13 protein-coding genes are annotated in these 13402 nt (G+C 68.4%); 3 read left to right on the forward strand and 10 right to left on the reverse strand.

Going from position 1 to position 13402, the window contains the following annotated elements; all coding sequences use genetic code 11:
• Positions 1-13 precede the first annotated feature (13 nt).
• The gene (locus tag Pla175_RS22615; RefSeq protein ID WP_145291032.1) at positions 14-904 is read right to left on the reverse strand and encodes a sulfotransferase family protein; all 891 of its coding nucleotides are present in this window, start codon (positions 902-904) and stop codon (positions 14-16) included.
• Positions 901-2142: an LL-diaminopimelate aminotransferase gene (locus tag Pla175_RS22620; RefSeq protein ID WP_145291034.1), complete on the reverse strand. Its 1242-nt coding sequence runs from the start codon at positions 2140-2142 to the stop codon at positions 901-903. Before Pla175_RS22620 ends, Pla175_RS22615 begins: the two co-directional genes overlap by 4 nt.
• Before the next feature lie 136 nt (positions 2143-2278).
• On the opposite strand from Pla175_RS22620, the gene Pla175_RS26270 reads away from it, so the two are divergent.
• Positions 2279-2443, forward strand: coding sequence for a hypothetical protein (locus Pla175_RS26270; protein WP_197527078.1), 165 nt, complete (start codon positions 2279-2281; stop codon positions 2441-2443).
• A gap of 106 nt (positions 2444-2549) precedes the next feature.
• On the opposite strand, the gene Pla175_RS22625 is transcribed toward Pla175_RS26270, so the two are convergent.
• Positions 2550-2780 carry a hypothetical protein gene (locus tag Pla175_RS22625; RefSeq protein WP_145291037.1) on the reverse strand — a complete coding sequence of 77 codons (231 nt, stop codon included), beginning with the start codon at positions 2778-2780 and terminating at the stop codon, positions 2550-2552.
• A gap of 523 nt (positions 2781-3303) precedes the next feature.
• Here Pla175_RS22625 and Pla175_RS22630 point away from each other — a divergent pair.
• Positions 3304-3744, forward strand: coding sequence for a secondary thiamine-phosphate synthase enzyme YjbQ (locus Pla175_RS22630; protein ID WP_145291039.1), 441 nt, complete (start codon positions 3304-3306; stop codon positions 3742-3744).
• A 16-nt stretch (positions 3745-3760) separates the two neighbouring features.
• Here the strand turns inward: Pla175_RS22630 and Pla175_RS22635 are convergent, their stop codons facing one another.
• The 3 genes from Pla175_RS22635 to Pla175_RS22645 all read right to left on the reverse strand — a co-directional run bounded on the left by Pla175_RS22635 (position 3761) and on the right by Pla175_RS22645 (position 7482).
• A complete protein-coding gene (locus Pla175_RS22635; protein WP_145291041.1) occupies positions 3761-5323 on the reverse strand; it encodes an amidase in 1563 nt (520 codons plus the stop codon).
• Between the two features lie 96 nt (positions 5324-5419).
• Positions 5420-6439, reverse strand: a complete 1020-nt coding sequence (gene tsaD / locus Pla175_RS22640) for a tRNA (adenosine(37)-N6)-threonylcarbamoyltransferase complex transferase subunit TsaD (protein WP_145291043.1) — start codon at positions 6437-6439, stop codon at positions 5420-5422.
• Complete coding sequence (locus Pla175_RS22645) at positions 6436-7482, reverse strand: S41 family peptidase (protein WP_145291046.1); 1047 nt, start codon at positions 7480-7482, stop codon at positions 6436-6438. Before Pla175_RS22645 ends, tsaD begins: the two co-directional genes overlap by 4 nt.
• Before the next feature lie 203 nt (positions 7483-7685).
• Between Pla175_RS22645 and Pla175_RS22650 the strand changes: the two genes are divergently transcribed.
• Complete coding sequence (locus tag Pla175_RS22650; RefSeq protein ID WP_145291048.1) at positions 7686-8855, forward strand: hypothetical protein; 1170 nt, start codon at positions 7686-7688, stop codon at positions 8853-8855.
• A gap of 53 nt (positions 8856-8908) precedes the next feature.
• Here Pla175_RS22650 and Pla175_RS22655 read toward each other — a convergent pair whose 3' ends face one another.
• From Pla175_RS22655 to Pla175_RS22670, 4 genes are all read right to left on the reverse strand, one after another.
• Positions 8909-9322, reverse strand: coding sequence for a hypothetical protein (locus Pla175_RS22655; RefSeq protein WP_145291050.1), 414 nt, complete (start codon positions 9320-9322; stop codon positions 8909-8911).
• A 128-nt stretch (positions 9323-9450) separates the two neighbouring features.
• A complete protein-coding gene (locus Pla175_RS22660; RefSeq protein WP_145291052.1) occupies positions 9451-10095 on the reverse strand; it encodes an RNA polymerase sigma factor in 645 nt (214 codons plus the stop codon).
• Positions 10096-10130: 35 nt separating this feature from the next.
• On the reverse strand, positions 10131-11369 hold the full coding sequence (locus Pla175_RS22665) for a hypothetical protein (RefSeq protein ID WP_145291054.1): 1239 nt from the start codon (positions 11367-11369) through the stop codon (positions 10131-10133).
• Positions 11370-13361, reverse strand: coding sequence for a serine/threonine-protein kinase (locus Pla175_RS22670; RefSeq protein ID WP_197527079.1), 1992 nt, complete (start codon positions 13359-13361; stop codon positions 11370-11372).
• Positions 13362-13402: the final 41 nt, after the last annotated feature.

Consider the following 13402-nt stretch of genomic DNA (forward strand, 5'->3'; position numbering starts at 1 on the left):
CTTTCCGAGCACCCTATGCGGTGCGGTGCCGGTCTGCGGGGGGGAGCGTCTTGAGCCACGCCTCGGTCGGCGCGATAAGCGTCTCGACCCGCCGGACGTCGTCGTCGGCGGCCTGCTGCGAACGGCCGTCGGGGGGGCGGCCCTCGAAGTACTCGGCGTACTTCTTGGAGACCTCTTCCGCGGGCTCGAGCGAGCAAAAACGCATCACGCGGGCCAGCTCCGCCTCGTCGAAGTTGTCCAGCCGGCACTCGGTGTAGCGGTGTTCGGGCAGCGCACGCCCTTCGCGGCAGGCGATCTCTACACACATCCGCCACTGCAGGGCGCACACCTCCAGCAGGTCGCGGTCACGGACCCACTGCTCGATCCCGGGGAGCCGTGGCCCCCACACCCCCGGCGCCGTGGCGCCCGGCGCCCACTTGCCGGCGACACGACGGACGAACTCCCGCGCGTAGTGGGGCGCCTGCCGCAACCGGATCTCCTTGAGCCGCGTCAACAGTTGCTGGGTCGGCAGGCCGACCGAGTGGTTCCGCCAGAACTCGCGGATCGACAGCACCGACTGCAAGCCGTCCCGCATCATGTGCACGAACACGCAGTCCTCCAGCACCCGATCGACGAACGCAACACGCAGCGAGTTGCTGGGAGTCTTCTCTACCAGGCGGGTGCGGCCCGCGCCGCGGACCTCGCTGGCGAAGCGGCGGCGGATCTCGCGACGCACCGAATCGGTCGCGTGCTCGGGCCGCAGCAGGTCCGACCGCGCGTCGTTGCCGTACTTCCACAAGATCCGCGGTTCGTTCGCCAGGTAGAGCTGCGGGTGGCAGGCCAGCAACTGGCTGATGAGCGTGGTGCCCGAACGCGGCGCGCCCAGGATCACGATCGGTCGGTTGAGGATCTGGTCGTCGGTCATGCGTTGCCGAATTCCGGCTGGATGCTGGCGAGCCGCCGCTCGGTCTCGGCCATCAGGGCGTCCTCGGCCGCCTCGTCGTCCGCCACGTAGGTGACGCTGAACCGCAGGTACGCCCCGGCGTCGTCCCACGGCACCGTGCAGATCGACTGCTGGGTGATCAGGTACTGGCTGGCGGCCTCGGCCGAGTCGAACGTGACGCCGCCGGCGACCCCCTTGGGGGCCGGCGTGTAAAGGAAATAGGTGCCGCCCGGCATCTCGCACTGGAAGCCGCAGCGCTTCAGCACGGCGACCAGTTTCTCCATCCGCCGCCGGTACTTGGCGCGGATGAGCTGCGGGATCTCGGGGTCGTCCAGCGCCGCGGCCGCCGCCTTCTGGGTGGCGATAAACTGGCCGGAGTCGCTGTTGTCTTTGACGTCGGCGAACGCCTGGACGATCCGCTCGTGCCCGCACACCCAGCCCATCCGCCAGCCGATCATGTCGAAGCCCTTGCTCATGGAGTGGACCTCCACGCCCACGTCCATCGCCCCCGGGGTCGACAAGAAGCTGGTGGGGGCCTGGTCGAAACTGAGCATCGCGTGGGCCGCGTCCTGCACCACGACGATCTCGTGCTGCTTGGCGAACGCCACCACGCGCTCATAGAACTCCCGCGGCGCCGTCCGGCCGGTCGGGCTGTTGGGGTAGTTCAGCACCAGCAGCTTCGCCCGGCTGAGGATGTCGGGGCTGATCGACTCCAGGTCGGGCAGGAACCCGTTCTCGGCCAGCAGCGGCAGCTTGTGCACCACGCCGCCGTAGTAAGCCGTGTGGGTGCCGGCCACGGGGTAGCCGGGCGCGGTCATCAGCGTGATGTCGCCCGGGTTGATGAACACGGCCGGCAGCATCGCGTACACCGGCTTCGAGCCGATCGCGTGGTTCACCTGCGTCTGCGGGTCGAGCGTCACGCCGAAATCGCGCTGCATGAACCGGGCGGCCGCTTCTTTGAACGCGGCGACGCCGTTGTCCGCGTAGCCGCGGTTCTCCGGCTGGTTGACCTCGTGGGCCATCACCCGGCGCACCGGCTCGGGCGCCATGGCGTCGTTCTCGCCGATGCCAAAGTCGAGCAGGGCCCGGTCGGGATGGTCCGCGATCGCCTGCCGCTTGGCGCGTTTGATCTTCTCAAACTTGTAGATCGCCGTGTCTTTGCCGTAGCTCGCGCCGCCGATCCGCTCGGCGAACAGCTTCTGGAAATAGGGGTCGGCCATGGCTTCTTGGAGTAGGGGTTGGTCTGCGGCTAGCGACGCCTAGGCTACCCAGACGCGAGGCGACGGACGAGGGGCGAGCTTGACCCGCGGCGCGGATTTCGGCTATTTGCTCGGCGAAACCCCGGAGATGCCGACCATGAAACGCGCCCTGATGGTGCTCGTGGTGCTGCCCGCCTTGGCCGGCTGCGCCAACGAGGACCTTCTGTACTCCATCTTCGGCCGACCCAATGGGATGGAGCGGCACGAGTTCCGTGACCAGAGGGAGCACCAACAGTCGCTGGCGAGAGAGCACGGGGGCTGATCGCAAAAAAACAGCCGCGGGGACTGGGTCTGTCCCCACGGCCGATCGTTTCTTGCCGCCAACGGGCCTCAAAGCAGCGGCCCGGATCAGTCGCGTAGCCGCCGGATCAATCGCGTGGCCGGACGGCGCCGGTCAAGCCGCTGTAGTCAACACGGTCTTCGTCGTGCCAAAGCGGGTAGCCCATGCGGATCCGCTCTGCGAGCGTATCGATCTTCTCCTTCGAGCCGGCGGGAGCGCCGGTCGGGATGAAATCCTCGTCGACGCGAGGGACAAAGTCCTCGTCGTGGCCGTACTTGAGGATTGCGTCGAACACGTTGTGGAGGGTGGGGTCTGGCATTGGATTTCTCGCTGGGATTGGACTCGCTGATTCGGCGGGCCGCCCCTTAGCGCTAAGCTAACGGCGGGGCGACGGCCTATGGGTTACATCAGGCCCGCTCTGGGCCCGACCTCGAATTCACTCAAGCGCTGGCATCAAACCCACGGCAATCCGCGGGCGCTCACTCCTGGCTATCGCAGAGGGAGAGGGCGGGTCTGGCCCGTAGGCCACACCAACTCCGTGCGATCGCTGCCGCGCTAGATCCTTCCGCGAGGCGCCACTACTCAGCTAAAGTCGTCCCACGCATCCTGTGTGGACCGGACGACGCGAGCCAGATCCCGTTGGCTGGGGGTGAAGACACCCGCCGCGCCAACGACTGCTCGCGAAGTAGAAGATTATCCCTGCTGGGGGGGCGGAGTCAAGCTTTTTTGCGGCAACGATTTCGCAAGCCCGGCTAGCATCTGTCAAGGGGCGCCGATTGCGGCGACTCGCACTCTCGACAACCAATTTCTCAAGCCGCTCGCCCCACAACCCACCCGCGCAGATGCCCCAAATCGCCAGTTTCCAGTCGACCCTCACGCTCTCGCCCCGCCGGCGGGGCTTCCACCTGGTGACCGACGAGGTTCTCGCCGCGGCCCCGTGGATCTCTGGAATCGAAACCGGCGTGCTGCACGTCTTCCTGCAGCATACTTCGGCGTCTTTAACGCTTAATGAGAACGCCGATCGCGACGTACGCACCGACCTGGAAGCGTCGTTTTCTGCGATCGCGCCTGAGTCGTTCCCCTACCGGCACACCTGTGAAGGCCCAGACGACATGCCCGCGCACGTCAAATCGTCGCTGCTGGGGGCCAGCGTTAGCGTGCCGATCCAGCGGGGCGGACTGGCCCTGGGCGTCTGGCAGGGGATCTACCTCTGCGAGCACCGCGATCGGGCCTCCGCCCGGCGGCTGGTGCTGACCGCCTGGGGGAGCGCTGCGACAGAATGACGCGGCCGCTGGCTGGTCAATCTGGCGTACTCCGCAACTGCTCCAGCCGCTTCATCACGGCGAGCGCCGTGTCGTCCCGCCACGCCGGCGCCATCACCTGTACCCCCACGGGGAGCCCGGCGCTTCCGGAGGTCGCTGCCCGGGCGGCCCACTGGGCCAACCCCCACGGCGCCCGGGGGAACTCTTGTTCGTCGTCGCGGACGGTTGTCCACGGGACCACTCCGGCCGGGGCGTCCACCAGGTTTGCGTAGAAGCAATGCGAACTGGCGGGGAGCACGTCGAGCGCCCGGCCGTGTGGCATCGCGGTCACCCCGAACGGCGGCAACAAGATCGCGTCTACCGGGCGGCCGTCGAACTGCTCTGCGGCCAGGGGCCAGAACGCTTCGCGGTAGCGGTCGGCGTCGCAGCATAGCCGCCAGTAGTCGTCCGCAGAGCGGGCGCCGCTCCAATGCAGCAGGTCGGGCAGCAACCGCCGGCCCAGCAGCCGCAGCGCGCCTCCGAGCATCACCCGCGCCCAGCGCGCCAGCCCCCCGATCCGGAGCTGCCGCCGGATCTGTGGGTCAACCTCGCCCCCCCGCACCAACCTGGCGAGCGACCGCATGCCGTCGGCAGAAAGCAGGCCGACGTAGACGCGCATCATCTCGCGGTCGTCGGGGGGCGTGATCTTGCGTACGTCGGCGCCGGCGTCGCGCAGCGCCGCCGCGGCTTCTTCTACGGCGCGTCGCACCGCGGGCGCCGTGGGGAGGAAGCTGTCGTCGGTCCAGTACGCGATGCGCAGCTCGGAGACGTCGATCGTAGACGGGTCGCGCCACGGCGCGGCTTCTTCATCGGGCTGGCGCGGGGAATCGGTGTGATCGACCAGGACCCGCATGGCGAGCTCTAGATCGTCGACATGGCGAGCGATCGGGCCGGGCGAGATCCGCATCGCCCGCATGCCGGGGATCGCACGCGACGATCCCACCAGCGACAGCCGACGGGGCGTGGGTTTGAACCCCGCCACGCCGCACGCGTGGACCGGCTGGCGGATGCTGCCCCCCAGGTCGCTGCCAAGGCCCAGGGGGGATCCGCCGGACGCGACGATGGAGGCCTCGCCCCCGGTGCTTCCCCCGGGGCTGCGGCTGGGGTCGGTGGGGTGCAACGTTCGGCCGAACACCGGGTTGTTGCACTCGTGCAGCAGCATCCCCTGCGGCACGTTCGTCTTGCCCAGCAGCACGGCCCCTGCGCCGCGAAGCCGCGTAACCAGCGGCGAGTCGGTTTCGGCGGGCCCGTTTGAGAAGCCCGGGATGCCGAGCGTCACCTCGGTTCCGCGCATCGCGAAACAGTCCTTCACGGTAACGGGAACGCCGTGCAACAAACCCAACGGCTCGCCGGCCGCCACCGCTGCGTCGGCCCGCTGGGCGTCACGCAGCGCCGCGTCGAAGCAGGGCTGGACCAGGGCGTTGAGACGCGACTGTTGCTTGCAGCGCTCGATGCAGGCGCGCGTCGCCTCGACCGACGTCAACCGGCCAGAGGCGATCTCGGCCGCGAGCGCGGCGGCGCCAAGTTCGGTGATCGGTTCTGAGTGGGTGCTGGGCGTCATGGGGCGAGCATCGGGCTGCGCGGCGGGGCGGCTTGCCCCGGCACTCCATCTTACGTCACTTCTCTGGCGTCGTTACCCAACCACCCCCGTCACCCATCACATCCGCACCAATCCGGGCGAGATATCGAGGTCCAGCGGCTCGATCAGCCCGGCGCGGAGCCTCTCGATGGCGATCGCCCCCATCACGGCGTTGTCGGTGCACAGGCTCAACGGCGGGATGTGGAGCGTGTAGCGGCGCTCGGCGGAGGAGGCCTCGAGCCGCTGACGGAACCGGCCGTTCGCGGCGACGCCCCCCCCGACGCAGAGGGTCGTATATCCGGTTTGAAGGAGCGCTTGTTCGCACTTGCCCACCAGGCAATCAACCACGGCCTCCTGAAAGCTTGCGGAGACGTCCGCCACCTCTTGCTCGCTCAGCGACAGGCTCTCTGGCAGCTTGCCGACGCCGACCACCTGGTACCGAACCGCGGTCTTCAGGCCGCTGAAGCTGAAGTCCAACCGGCCGGCGTCGGCGAGCAGCGGCCGGGGGAATCGGTAGCGGGTCCGGTCGCCTCGCTGTGCGGCGTGCTCGATGGCCGGTCCTCCCGGGTAGGGGAGCCCCAGCAGGCAGGCGACCTTGTCGAACGCCTCGCCGGCCGCGTCGTCGATCGTCGCCCCGATCGGCGTGAAGTCGATCGGCCCCTCGCAGCGGTACAGGTTCGAGTGCCCGCCGCTCGCGATCAGGCCAATGCAGGGGAACACCTCCCGCCCGCTGGCGATCCGGCACGCGTAGATGTGGGCCTGCAAGTGGTTGATCGCCACAAGCGGCAGGCCGGACAACGCCGCCAGGGTCTTCGCTGCCGTCAAGCCAATGAGCAAAGACCCCGAGAGGCCCGGCGTGGTCGCCACCGCGATCGCGTCGAGGTCCGCAAGCTTCTGACCCGACTGCCGCAGCGCCTGGTCGATGACCGGCAAGATCCGCTGGACGTGCGCGCGCGACGCGATCTCCGGCACCACGCCGCCGTAGCGCTGGTGCAGCTCTTCCTGCGAAGCCACCACGGCCGACAGCACCTCCAGATCGTCCGTGATCACCGCCGCGGCCGTTTCGTCGCACGTTGTCTCGATCGTCAGCACCTTCATGACGCCGAGTCCTTGAGCGACTCGAGGGCGCGCTGGAGCACGTCGTCGTCATCGGCGGGGGGCGCCGCCCCCCCCTCTTCGAGCGCCTTGCGTTGGGCGGCAAGCCGCTTGGTGGCCTCTTCGCTGACTTTGACCCCGTCGCCCGCGTCGGGGAGCACCCCCCAGACGTCGGCGTCGCCGGCGCCGGCGGCACGATGGATGTTGGCGCCATTGGGTCGGACGTACATCGCGGTCGTCAGCTTGAGCGCCGCCCGCCCCCCGCCCAACTCGATCACGTTCTGCACGCTCGCCTTGCCGAAGGTCCGCTCGCCCACCACGGTCGCCCGTGCGTTGTCCTGCAGCGCCGCGGCCACAACCTCCGCGGCGCTGGCGCTGTAGCGGTTCACCAGCACGGCCAACGGGAGCGCCGTCGCAACCCCAGGCTCGGCCCGCCATTCACGCCGCTTGGAGTTGCGCCCTTCGGTCGTGACGATCACGCCGCCGTCGAGCAGCAAGTCGGCTACGCCGATCGCTGCTGGGAGCAGCCCCCCCGCGTTGTTGCGGAGGTCGAGCACCAGCGCCCGCGCAGGCGACTCGCCCACCTCGCCCAGCGCCTTCTCGAGCTCTTTGGGCGTGTCGTCGTCAAAGGCGGCGATGCGGATGTAGGCGGTTTGATCGTTAATTGCATAACGCCAAGCCCCGTCTTCGGTGCGGCTGTACCCCCCCACCGACTCGGAGGCCTGGTCGGCGCCGCCGGTTCGGTCTCGGCCATTGACCCGCCGCCGATAGTCCCCCACCTCGCCCGGCGCCAGGTATTTGCTGTGCGGGTCGAGTTCCGCAACCATCCCGCGCAGCGCAGCGTCGAACAGCGCCTGCCGATCGACCGGCTCTGCGTAGTTGGTCTCGATCTGCGCGACCGCCTCGGCGAGCAGGTCGTGCAACGCAAATAGCTGCGCCGCATCGTCGCCGACAGCGGCCTCGAACGGGGGGGCATCGTCACGCGTCGTCGGTTCAGCAAGACAAACCAGCGGCGCCATTGCCAGCAGTGAAAGCACGAGCCGCATAGAAGGCTACTCCAAGTTCAAACTCAGTAATTCACTAGCAGAATGATAGCCGACGGGCTCCGCCCCGTCGGCGCGCATGGGTAGTAGCCCCGATCTCGGCCCACGAATCAGGACCAAGTCCGCCCGCTAGCGCGTCCCCATCGCTCCGTTTGGCGGGCGTGGGGATTGACCGGTCCGGCGTATTTTCCTATTCCCCGCCTGAGATGGACCGCCCAAACCCCAACCCGCCGACCTTTGGCCTCGGCCGCCGCACGTGGTGTACGCCGTGGCTCGCCCTCTGCTGCGTGGCCGCGGTCGCCGGCTGCGCGGGGCGGGGCGCCGCCGAGCGGGACCTCTACCAACGCGAACTCCGCCTGCAGGAAGACGAGATCTACCGGCTCGAAGACTGCATCGAAGAATACCAGTGCCTTGTCCGCCGCTACCGGACCGAGAACGAGTCGCTCAAGTCGTACGCCGGAACCCCCGGCGGCTCGACCCCCTCGGTCGAGAAGCTCGACTCAGAGCCGCAGCAGCGGAGCCTCCTGGACGACCGTCCGTCGCCCGGCGGCCAGGGACCGAACAGCCGCCCCCCGCAGCGGACCAAGGCCCCCGAGATCGAGCTGCCGGAGATCGACATGGGCGAGCCCGTGCCGGCGCCACGCGTCCCCAAACCTGCGCCGAGCGCTGCGCCCGGGCCGGTCGAGATCCCCGGCGGCGCTGAGATGCTCGAAGCGCCGCCGTTCCAGAGCAACGTGGCCGACCCTCCGTCGGCCCCGCTATCCGACGCCGCGCTCTTCACCGAGCACGGCACGCCGGACCACCGCGGGATGCCCACCATGATGGCCTTTGTCGAGCCGCTCTCCCGCGGCGGTCGCCCCGCATCGTTCGCTGGGGGCGTATCGCTGCTGCTGATGGACCCGTCGCTCCCGAAAGAGAGGCGCGACATCGCGCGGTGGGACTTCACCCAGGAAGAAGTAGAACGCGCATGGCGGAACCCCTCGCGCCGCGTCCTCGACCTCCCGCTGGCGCTCGAGTCGCCGGTGGCGGACGACAGGCGGCTTGAGCTGTGGGTTCGGTTGGTCGACGCCGACGGCCACAAGGCGATCGGACGCACCACGCTGCACATGCCCGCCCCCGTCACCGTGCTGCGCGCCGAAGACCGCCCGGGCCAGCTTGCCGGCGCCGTGATGCTGGACGATTCTTGGGCCGTTGCCACGGCTCAGGCGCCCAAGGCCGCGGGACCGCCGCGCCCCTTTGAGTCGGTCGCCCAGGCGCCGGCCAGTTGGAAGACTTCTGCCGCGCCGCGTCCCCCCAGCGTCAGCGGGCGGCAAGACCAGCGGATCCGCCAAGCAGAACACGCATCGGCGCCGGCCGCGTGGTCTCCCAACCGCTAAGCCGCACCGCGGCGGGCGATCTGGGCGCCCGTGGCTCTGGGCCCAACCTAGTTTCATCCGTCCTCGGCACGCAGCCCCCCAACGCTCGACTGGAAGTAGCGCCGCCGGCGGGGCTCCGCTTGCTGGGTATCGGATTGCGATACGAGCGACTGCAGGTCGGCTAGGTTTGCGCAGCACGGCCGGCAGCCGATGACTTCTAGATGAAATCGGGTGTAATCCTCCGCCTCGGCCGGCAGGACCCCCATCAAGAAGCTGCCGAGCTGCTCACGCGTGGGGCAGGTGAGCCGCCGGCGGCGCCAGACGGCGCCCAGCGAGTGCATGCCGGCGTCGCGCTGGCCGACCAGCACGGAAAGCCGGTCCCGTAATCCGGCGTCGTCCCGGGCCGCTTGCTCGACCGCCGCCATCCGATCGGCGGGGAGCGACTCGTCAAGGAAGGCGTCGAGCTCGGTGGTAGAGAAGCCGGTCATGATGTTCTCGCGAAGGTAGAGGCCCGCCCACGCACGGTGCAGTTCAAGCGGACGTTGTGGCGCGATCGCCGATGTGACCCTCGCGCTCGACGGGTTCGTTCGAGCGGTCCCTGGGCGTCTGCCGCCGGTCAATCTTGTAGTTCGGGAAACACGTCGTCACTTAGCCCCTGTCGGCGCACCAGCGACTTGATCCGATCGAGGAAGTCGTACTTGTAGTTGGCTACCTGCTGTTCGCTGAGCCCCAGCAGCTCCGCGGCGTCCTTGTTGGCGACGCCGCGGGTGAAGAGCAGCTCCATGCACTTTACCTTCGCAAAATCGCCCTTATCGCGCCAGCGGCTCAGCTCTTCTTCCAACGCGCCCGCGAGCGCCTCCTCCTCTAGCCCCCGGCGTTCGCCGCTGCGGGCGATGCTGCTGGCCGGACGCGCGGGGCCCGGCATGTCCCAGCCGGCGTCGGAGCCCGCGCCGAACCCCGACGACAACGGGAGCGCCGGGCGGCGGCCCTCGCGCCGCAGCGAGTCGGTCAGCTTGTGCGCGGCGATCGAGAAGAGCCAGCCCTCAAGCGGGCGGCGTGAGTCGTAGTTGGGCAGGCTGGTGAGGAAGCCGATGAAGGTTTCCTGCACCACGTCTTCGCTGGTCGCCCGATTGCGGAGCCGGCTTTGCACGAACGCCAGCAGCCTTCCCTCGTACTCATCGATCAGCCTCCGCCAGGCGTCGGGCTCGCCGCGGCGGATTGATTGCACCAGCAGCAGGTCGGGACGTGTTGGCTCGATCATCGGTCCTGCAAATAGTCGGAGGGACGCCGCGGCCCCTACGCCAGGACCGCCAGCACCGCTGCGAGACCGATTATCGCCGCCGGGAGGCCGATCAACAACCGCTTGGTGAATCGTTGGCCCGTGGATTGATCCAGCTTCACCAACCCCAGGGCCAGGGCGACGAGCCCCAAGACGCCCAGCCCCCCTTGGGCGACGGTGGAAACCCGCTCCGATTGCTGCGCCTGGATCCAGCAGGCCTTCATCAACTGCAGGTCGTCCGGGCCGACCTCAACCAACGCGTACGACCTCCAAACGGGGGCGACGCTGGTGGTGATCTCTTGGGTGTATTGCTCCTTAATCAGCCGCTGGGACCAAGCCGACGGGTCGAAGCCCAGGGCGCCAACCTGCGCAGCGTCCAGTGGCGAACGCACCAGCTCGGAGAGCCGCTCCACGGCCGCCTCAGCGGCCAGTCGCTCGGCGTCTCGGGTCGCTTCGTCGCGGCTCAAGAACGGCTCGGTCTCAACCACACGTCGGTAGACGGGGTCGTGATCGCCCGAAGCAGGAGGGTTTCGAACCCAGTCGGGTGCGTCGGCGTCTGCCTCGGCGACCGTCTTGTCTTCTTCGGTAAGGACGATCTGCTCTGGATCGACCTCGGTCGGCCGCGAAGCAGCCCCGTTCAACCGGACGACTTGGACCACGGGCTGGTAGGCCACTCTGGCGGAAAACCAGAGCGCTACGCCGATCACCGCCACGGCGCCCAAGCCCACCAGCGTCAAACCGGGGGCGGCCCGCACGAACATGAACAAAACGACGAGCACTACCGCACCGACGAGCGTCGCCATGACTAGCCTCCAATTCGTTTCGACGTGGTAGCCAATAGCCGTTGCAGCGGGTACCGGTGTATGCTCAAGTTCGGCCAATTGGGTTCCTAGTTGCTGCACGCGCTGGCGCATCTGGGCGAGGTCGCGCTCACCCGTCGCAGCGATCTCCGCCCCGGCAGCGTCGGAATGCGAGTCTTCCGAGTGAGCCTCAGCGATGTCGCGGGCCAGCTCGTCCTGTACTCGTAACAATTGCGAACGTTGGACCTCAACCGCGTGGTCTCGAACCGCCACTTTTTGGAAGCCCACCAGCGACAAGGCGCCCAGCACTGCGATCAAACCAATCGCGCCGAGGATCGTCTGCCCGATCCACCGCGTTTTCTGGTTCACGAGCAGCGCAATCAACAACGCTGCCGGGGCGAGGAATAGCACCGCCACAACGAGCAACAAGATCCATGCAGCGGGGGAGGCAATCATCTAGTAACTCTCCTTTGCAAGCTCAATCCGCTTGCTCGGCCGTAACCAGGGGCTGGAGAGCTGCGTGGAAATCGCAACGATGCCCGCCGCCATCACCCCCGCCGGTTGAGGGAACCACCAAAACAGCCCGAGCAACCAGGCCAGGCCAACGCAGGCGGTTACCCGCCCAAGGCTTAGGCGGCCCTCGCGGGTCCATTCCGCTAGCTTCCACCAGCGGAGCGTCAAGAACAGCAGCGCGAAGTAGCCGACCGCCATGGTCAGGTCGATCGCCATCAGCCCGCTTCCGGGGTCAAAATCGGGCCCCGGAATCTTGAGGGCGCCGTAGACGAAAGACTCGCCCATGCGCGGGGCCGCGTCGCTCCACTTCGGCACGCCAGTCAGCAGCGCGTCGCTCAGCAGGAAGGCAGTAACGCCCACCACGGCGCCGACGCCGAGCATCATCGCCCGCATCGGGGTCTGGTCTTCGGTGCGGCCCTCGGTCAGGCGGTTGACGATCAACACGCCCCACGAGCCGACCGTCGCGACGCCGGCGAACCACAACGTCACCGCCGTCTGGTTCTGCGGGCCGGAAATGGCGCCGGCCGCGATCGCCAGCAGCGAGCAGACCCCGCCCGAGACGAGCATCGCGGTAAGCAGCTCGCCCGCGTGGTCTCGCCAAGGTTTGTCCGTGAGCTGCGTGAGCGCCTTCTCGCGCCAATGACGCCGCTTGGGCCGTGGGCCGCCGGTGCGATAGATGGCCGTTGGCGCGTGCTGGTTGGGCGACCGCCGGGCCCCGGCGCCGCCCGACAACGACGGGTCGACGTTCGGCCGGATGATCCACGCCCACACCAGGAAGTACATGCCGTACATGATCGACAGGAAGACGGCGACCGGGATCCAGACCTCCATCGACACCACGGCCAGCATCACCGCCGCGAACACAATCAATCCGCGCACCAGCGGGTGGCTGTAGTTGTGCACCCAGCGGGACCGTGCGCCGCTCAACCCGCTGGCGACCGCGTTCCAGATCGGCTCGGGCTCTACTTCTGGCGCTTCGCGGAACGTAGGCCGGGGGGCGTCGTGGTTCGGACGCCTAGCGGCTGTGGCAGACGCGTCGACCGCGCCGCCAGGGAGCATCGCGATCAGCTCGCCGACCGACTGGATGCGCAGCTCGGGGTCCTTGGTGAGCGCCCGGCGGACGATCTCTCGGTAGGGCTCGGCCAGCTTGCTCAGCTCGGGCTCGGCCGTGAGGTGCTTCATCAGCACCTCGCCCACGCTCTCCCCCTCGAAGGGCACGTGGCCGGTGAGCAGCTCGTAGAGGATGATCCCCAACGCGTACGTGTCGATCTCGCGCCCGTAGCGGCCGCCGGCGATCTCCGGCGCCATGTAGTGCACGGTGCCGACGCTCTCGGTCTGACCGCTGCGTCGGCTGCACGAGATGAACTTGCTGAGGCCGTAGTCGCCCAGCTTGATCGTCCCGGCGCCGGAGTCGGCGCCCCCCATCGATCGGTCGAGGAAGATGTTGCCCGGCTTCAGGTCGCGGTGGACGATTCCGTTGTCGTGCAGGTGCGACACGCCGGCGGCGATGCCGCGCATCCACCAGTTCACGTCTTCGGGGGGCAGGCCCTGCGGCGAGCGTGCGAGCACGTCCTCCAGCGACTCCCCCTGCACGTACTCCATGACGACCCACTGGTCGTCCTGGTCGTCGCTGCGGATGTCGTATAGCGCGATCAGGTTCGGGTGCTTGAGGTTTAGGCAGTGCCTTACCCCGCGGAGCTCGACGTCCAGGTTGCGGCGGATGAGCTTGAGCGCCACCTCCTTGCCGGCGTCGCTGACGGCGAAGTAGACCTCGCCGAACCCGCCCCGCCCGACCCCACGCTTGATCGTGTACCCGGGCAGCGGCTGCGCGCCGCTGGCGTAGAGGAACTTCACCGGCGCGCGGCCGCCGCCCCGAGCTTCGGCGCGACCTGCATCATGGGCGGGCGATTCGGGCTGGGGCGATCCTGGGGCCATCGCGGGTTGGACGGTCCGGGGTGGTGGGGCGGTGAAAAGGT

Source organism: Pirellulimonas nuda (genome assembly GCF_007750855.1).
GTDB lineage: Bacteria > Planctomycetota > Planctomycetia > Pirellulales > Lacipirellulaceae > Pirellulimonas > Pirellulimonas nuda.

Excerpts from the sequence above, each read along its gene's own strand:
- Pla175_RS22615 (WP_145291032.1), bottom strand. The coding sequence starts at position 904 with ATGACCGACGACCAGATCCTCAACCGACCGATCGTGATCCTGGGCGCG.
- Pla175_RS22620 (WP_145291034.1), bottom strand. The coding sequence starts at position 2,142 with ATGGCCGACCCCTATTTCCAGAAGCTGTTCGCCGAGCGGATCGGCGGC.
- Pla175_RS26270 (WP_197527078.1), top strand. The coding sequence starts at position 2,279 with ATGAAACGCGCCCTGATGGTGCTCGTGGTGCTGCCCGCCTTGGCCGGC.
- Pla175_RS22625 (WP_145291037.1), bottom strand. The coding sequence starts at position 2,780 with ATGCCAGACCCCACCCTCCACAACGTGTTCGACGCAATCCTCAAGTAC.
- Pla175_RS22630 (WP_145291039.1), top strand. The coding sequence starts at position 3,304 with ATGCCCCAAATCGCCAGTTTCCAGTCGACCCTCACGCTCTCGCCCCGC.
- Pla175_RS22635 (WP_145291041.1), bottom strand. The coding sequence starts at position 5,323 with ATGACGCCCAGCACCCACTCAGAACCGATCACCGAACTTGGCGCCGCC.
- tsaD (WP_145291043.1), bottom strand. The coding sequence starts at position 6,439 with ATGAAGGTGCTGACGATCGAGACAACGTGCGACGAAACGGCCGCGGCG.
- Pla175_RS22645 (WP_145291046.1), bottom strand. The coding sequence starts at position 7,482 with ATGCGGCTCGTGCTTTCACTGCTGGCAATGGCGCCGCTGGTTTGTCTT.
- Pla175_RS22650 (WP_145291048.1), top strand. The coding sequence starts at position 7,686 with ATGGACCGCCCAAACCCCAACCCGCCGACCTTTGGCCTCGGCCGCCGC.
- Pla175_RS22655 (WP_145291050.1), bottom strand. The coding sequence starts at position 9,322 with ATGACCGGCTTCTCTACCACCGAGCTCGACGCCTTCCTTGACGAGTCG.
- Pla175_RS22660 (WP_145291052.1), bottom strand. The coding sequence starts at position 10,095 with ATGATCGAGCCAACACGTCCCGACCTGCTGCTGGTGCAATCAATCCGC.
- Pla175_RS22665 (WP_145291054.1), bottom strand. The coding sequence starts at position 11,369 with ATGATTGCCTCCCCCGCTGCATGGATCTTGTTGCTCGTTGTGGCGGTG.
- Pla175_RS22670 (WP_197527079.1), bottom strand. The coding sequence starts at position 13,361 with ATGGCCCCAGGATCGCCCCAGCCCGAATCGCCCGCCCATGATGCAGGT.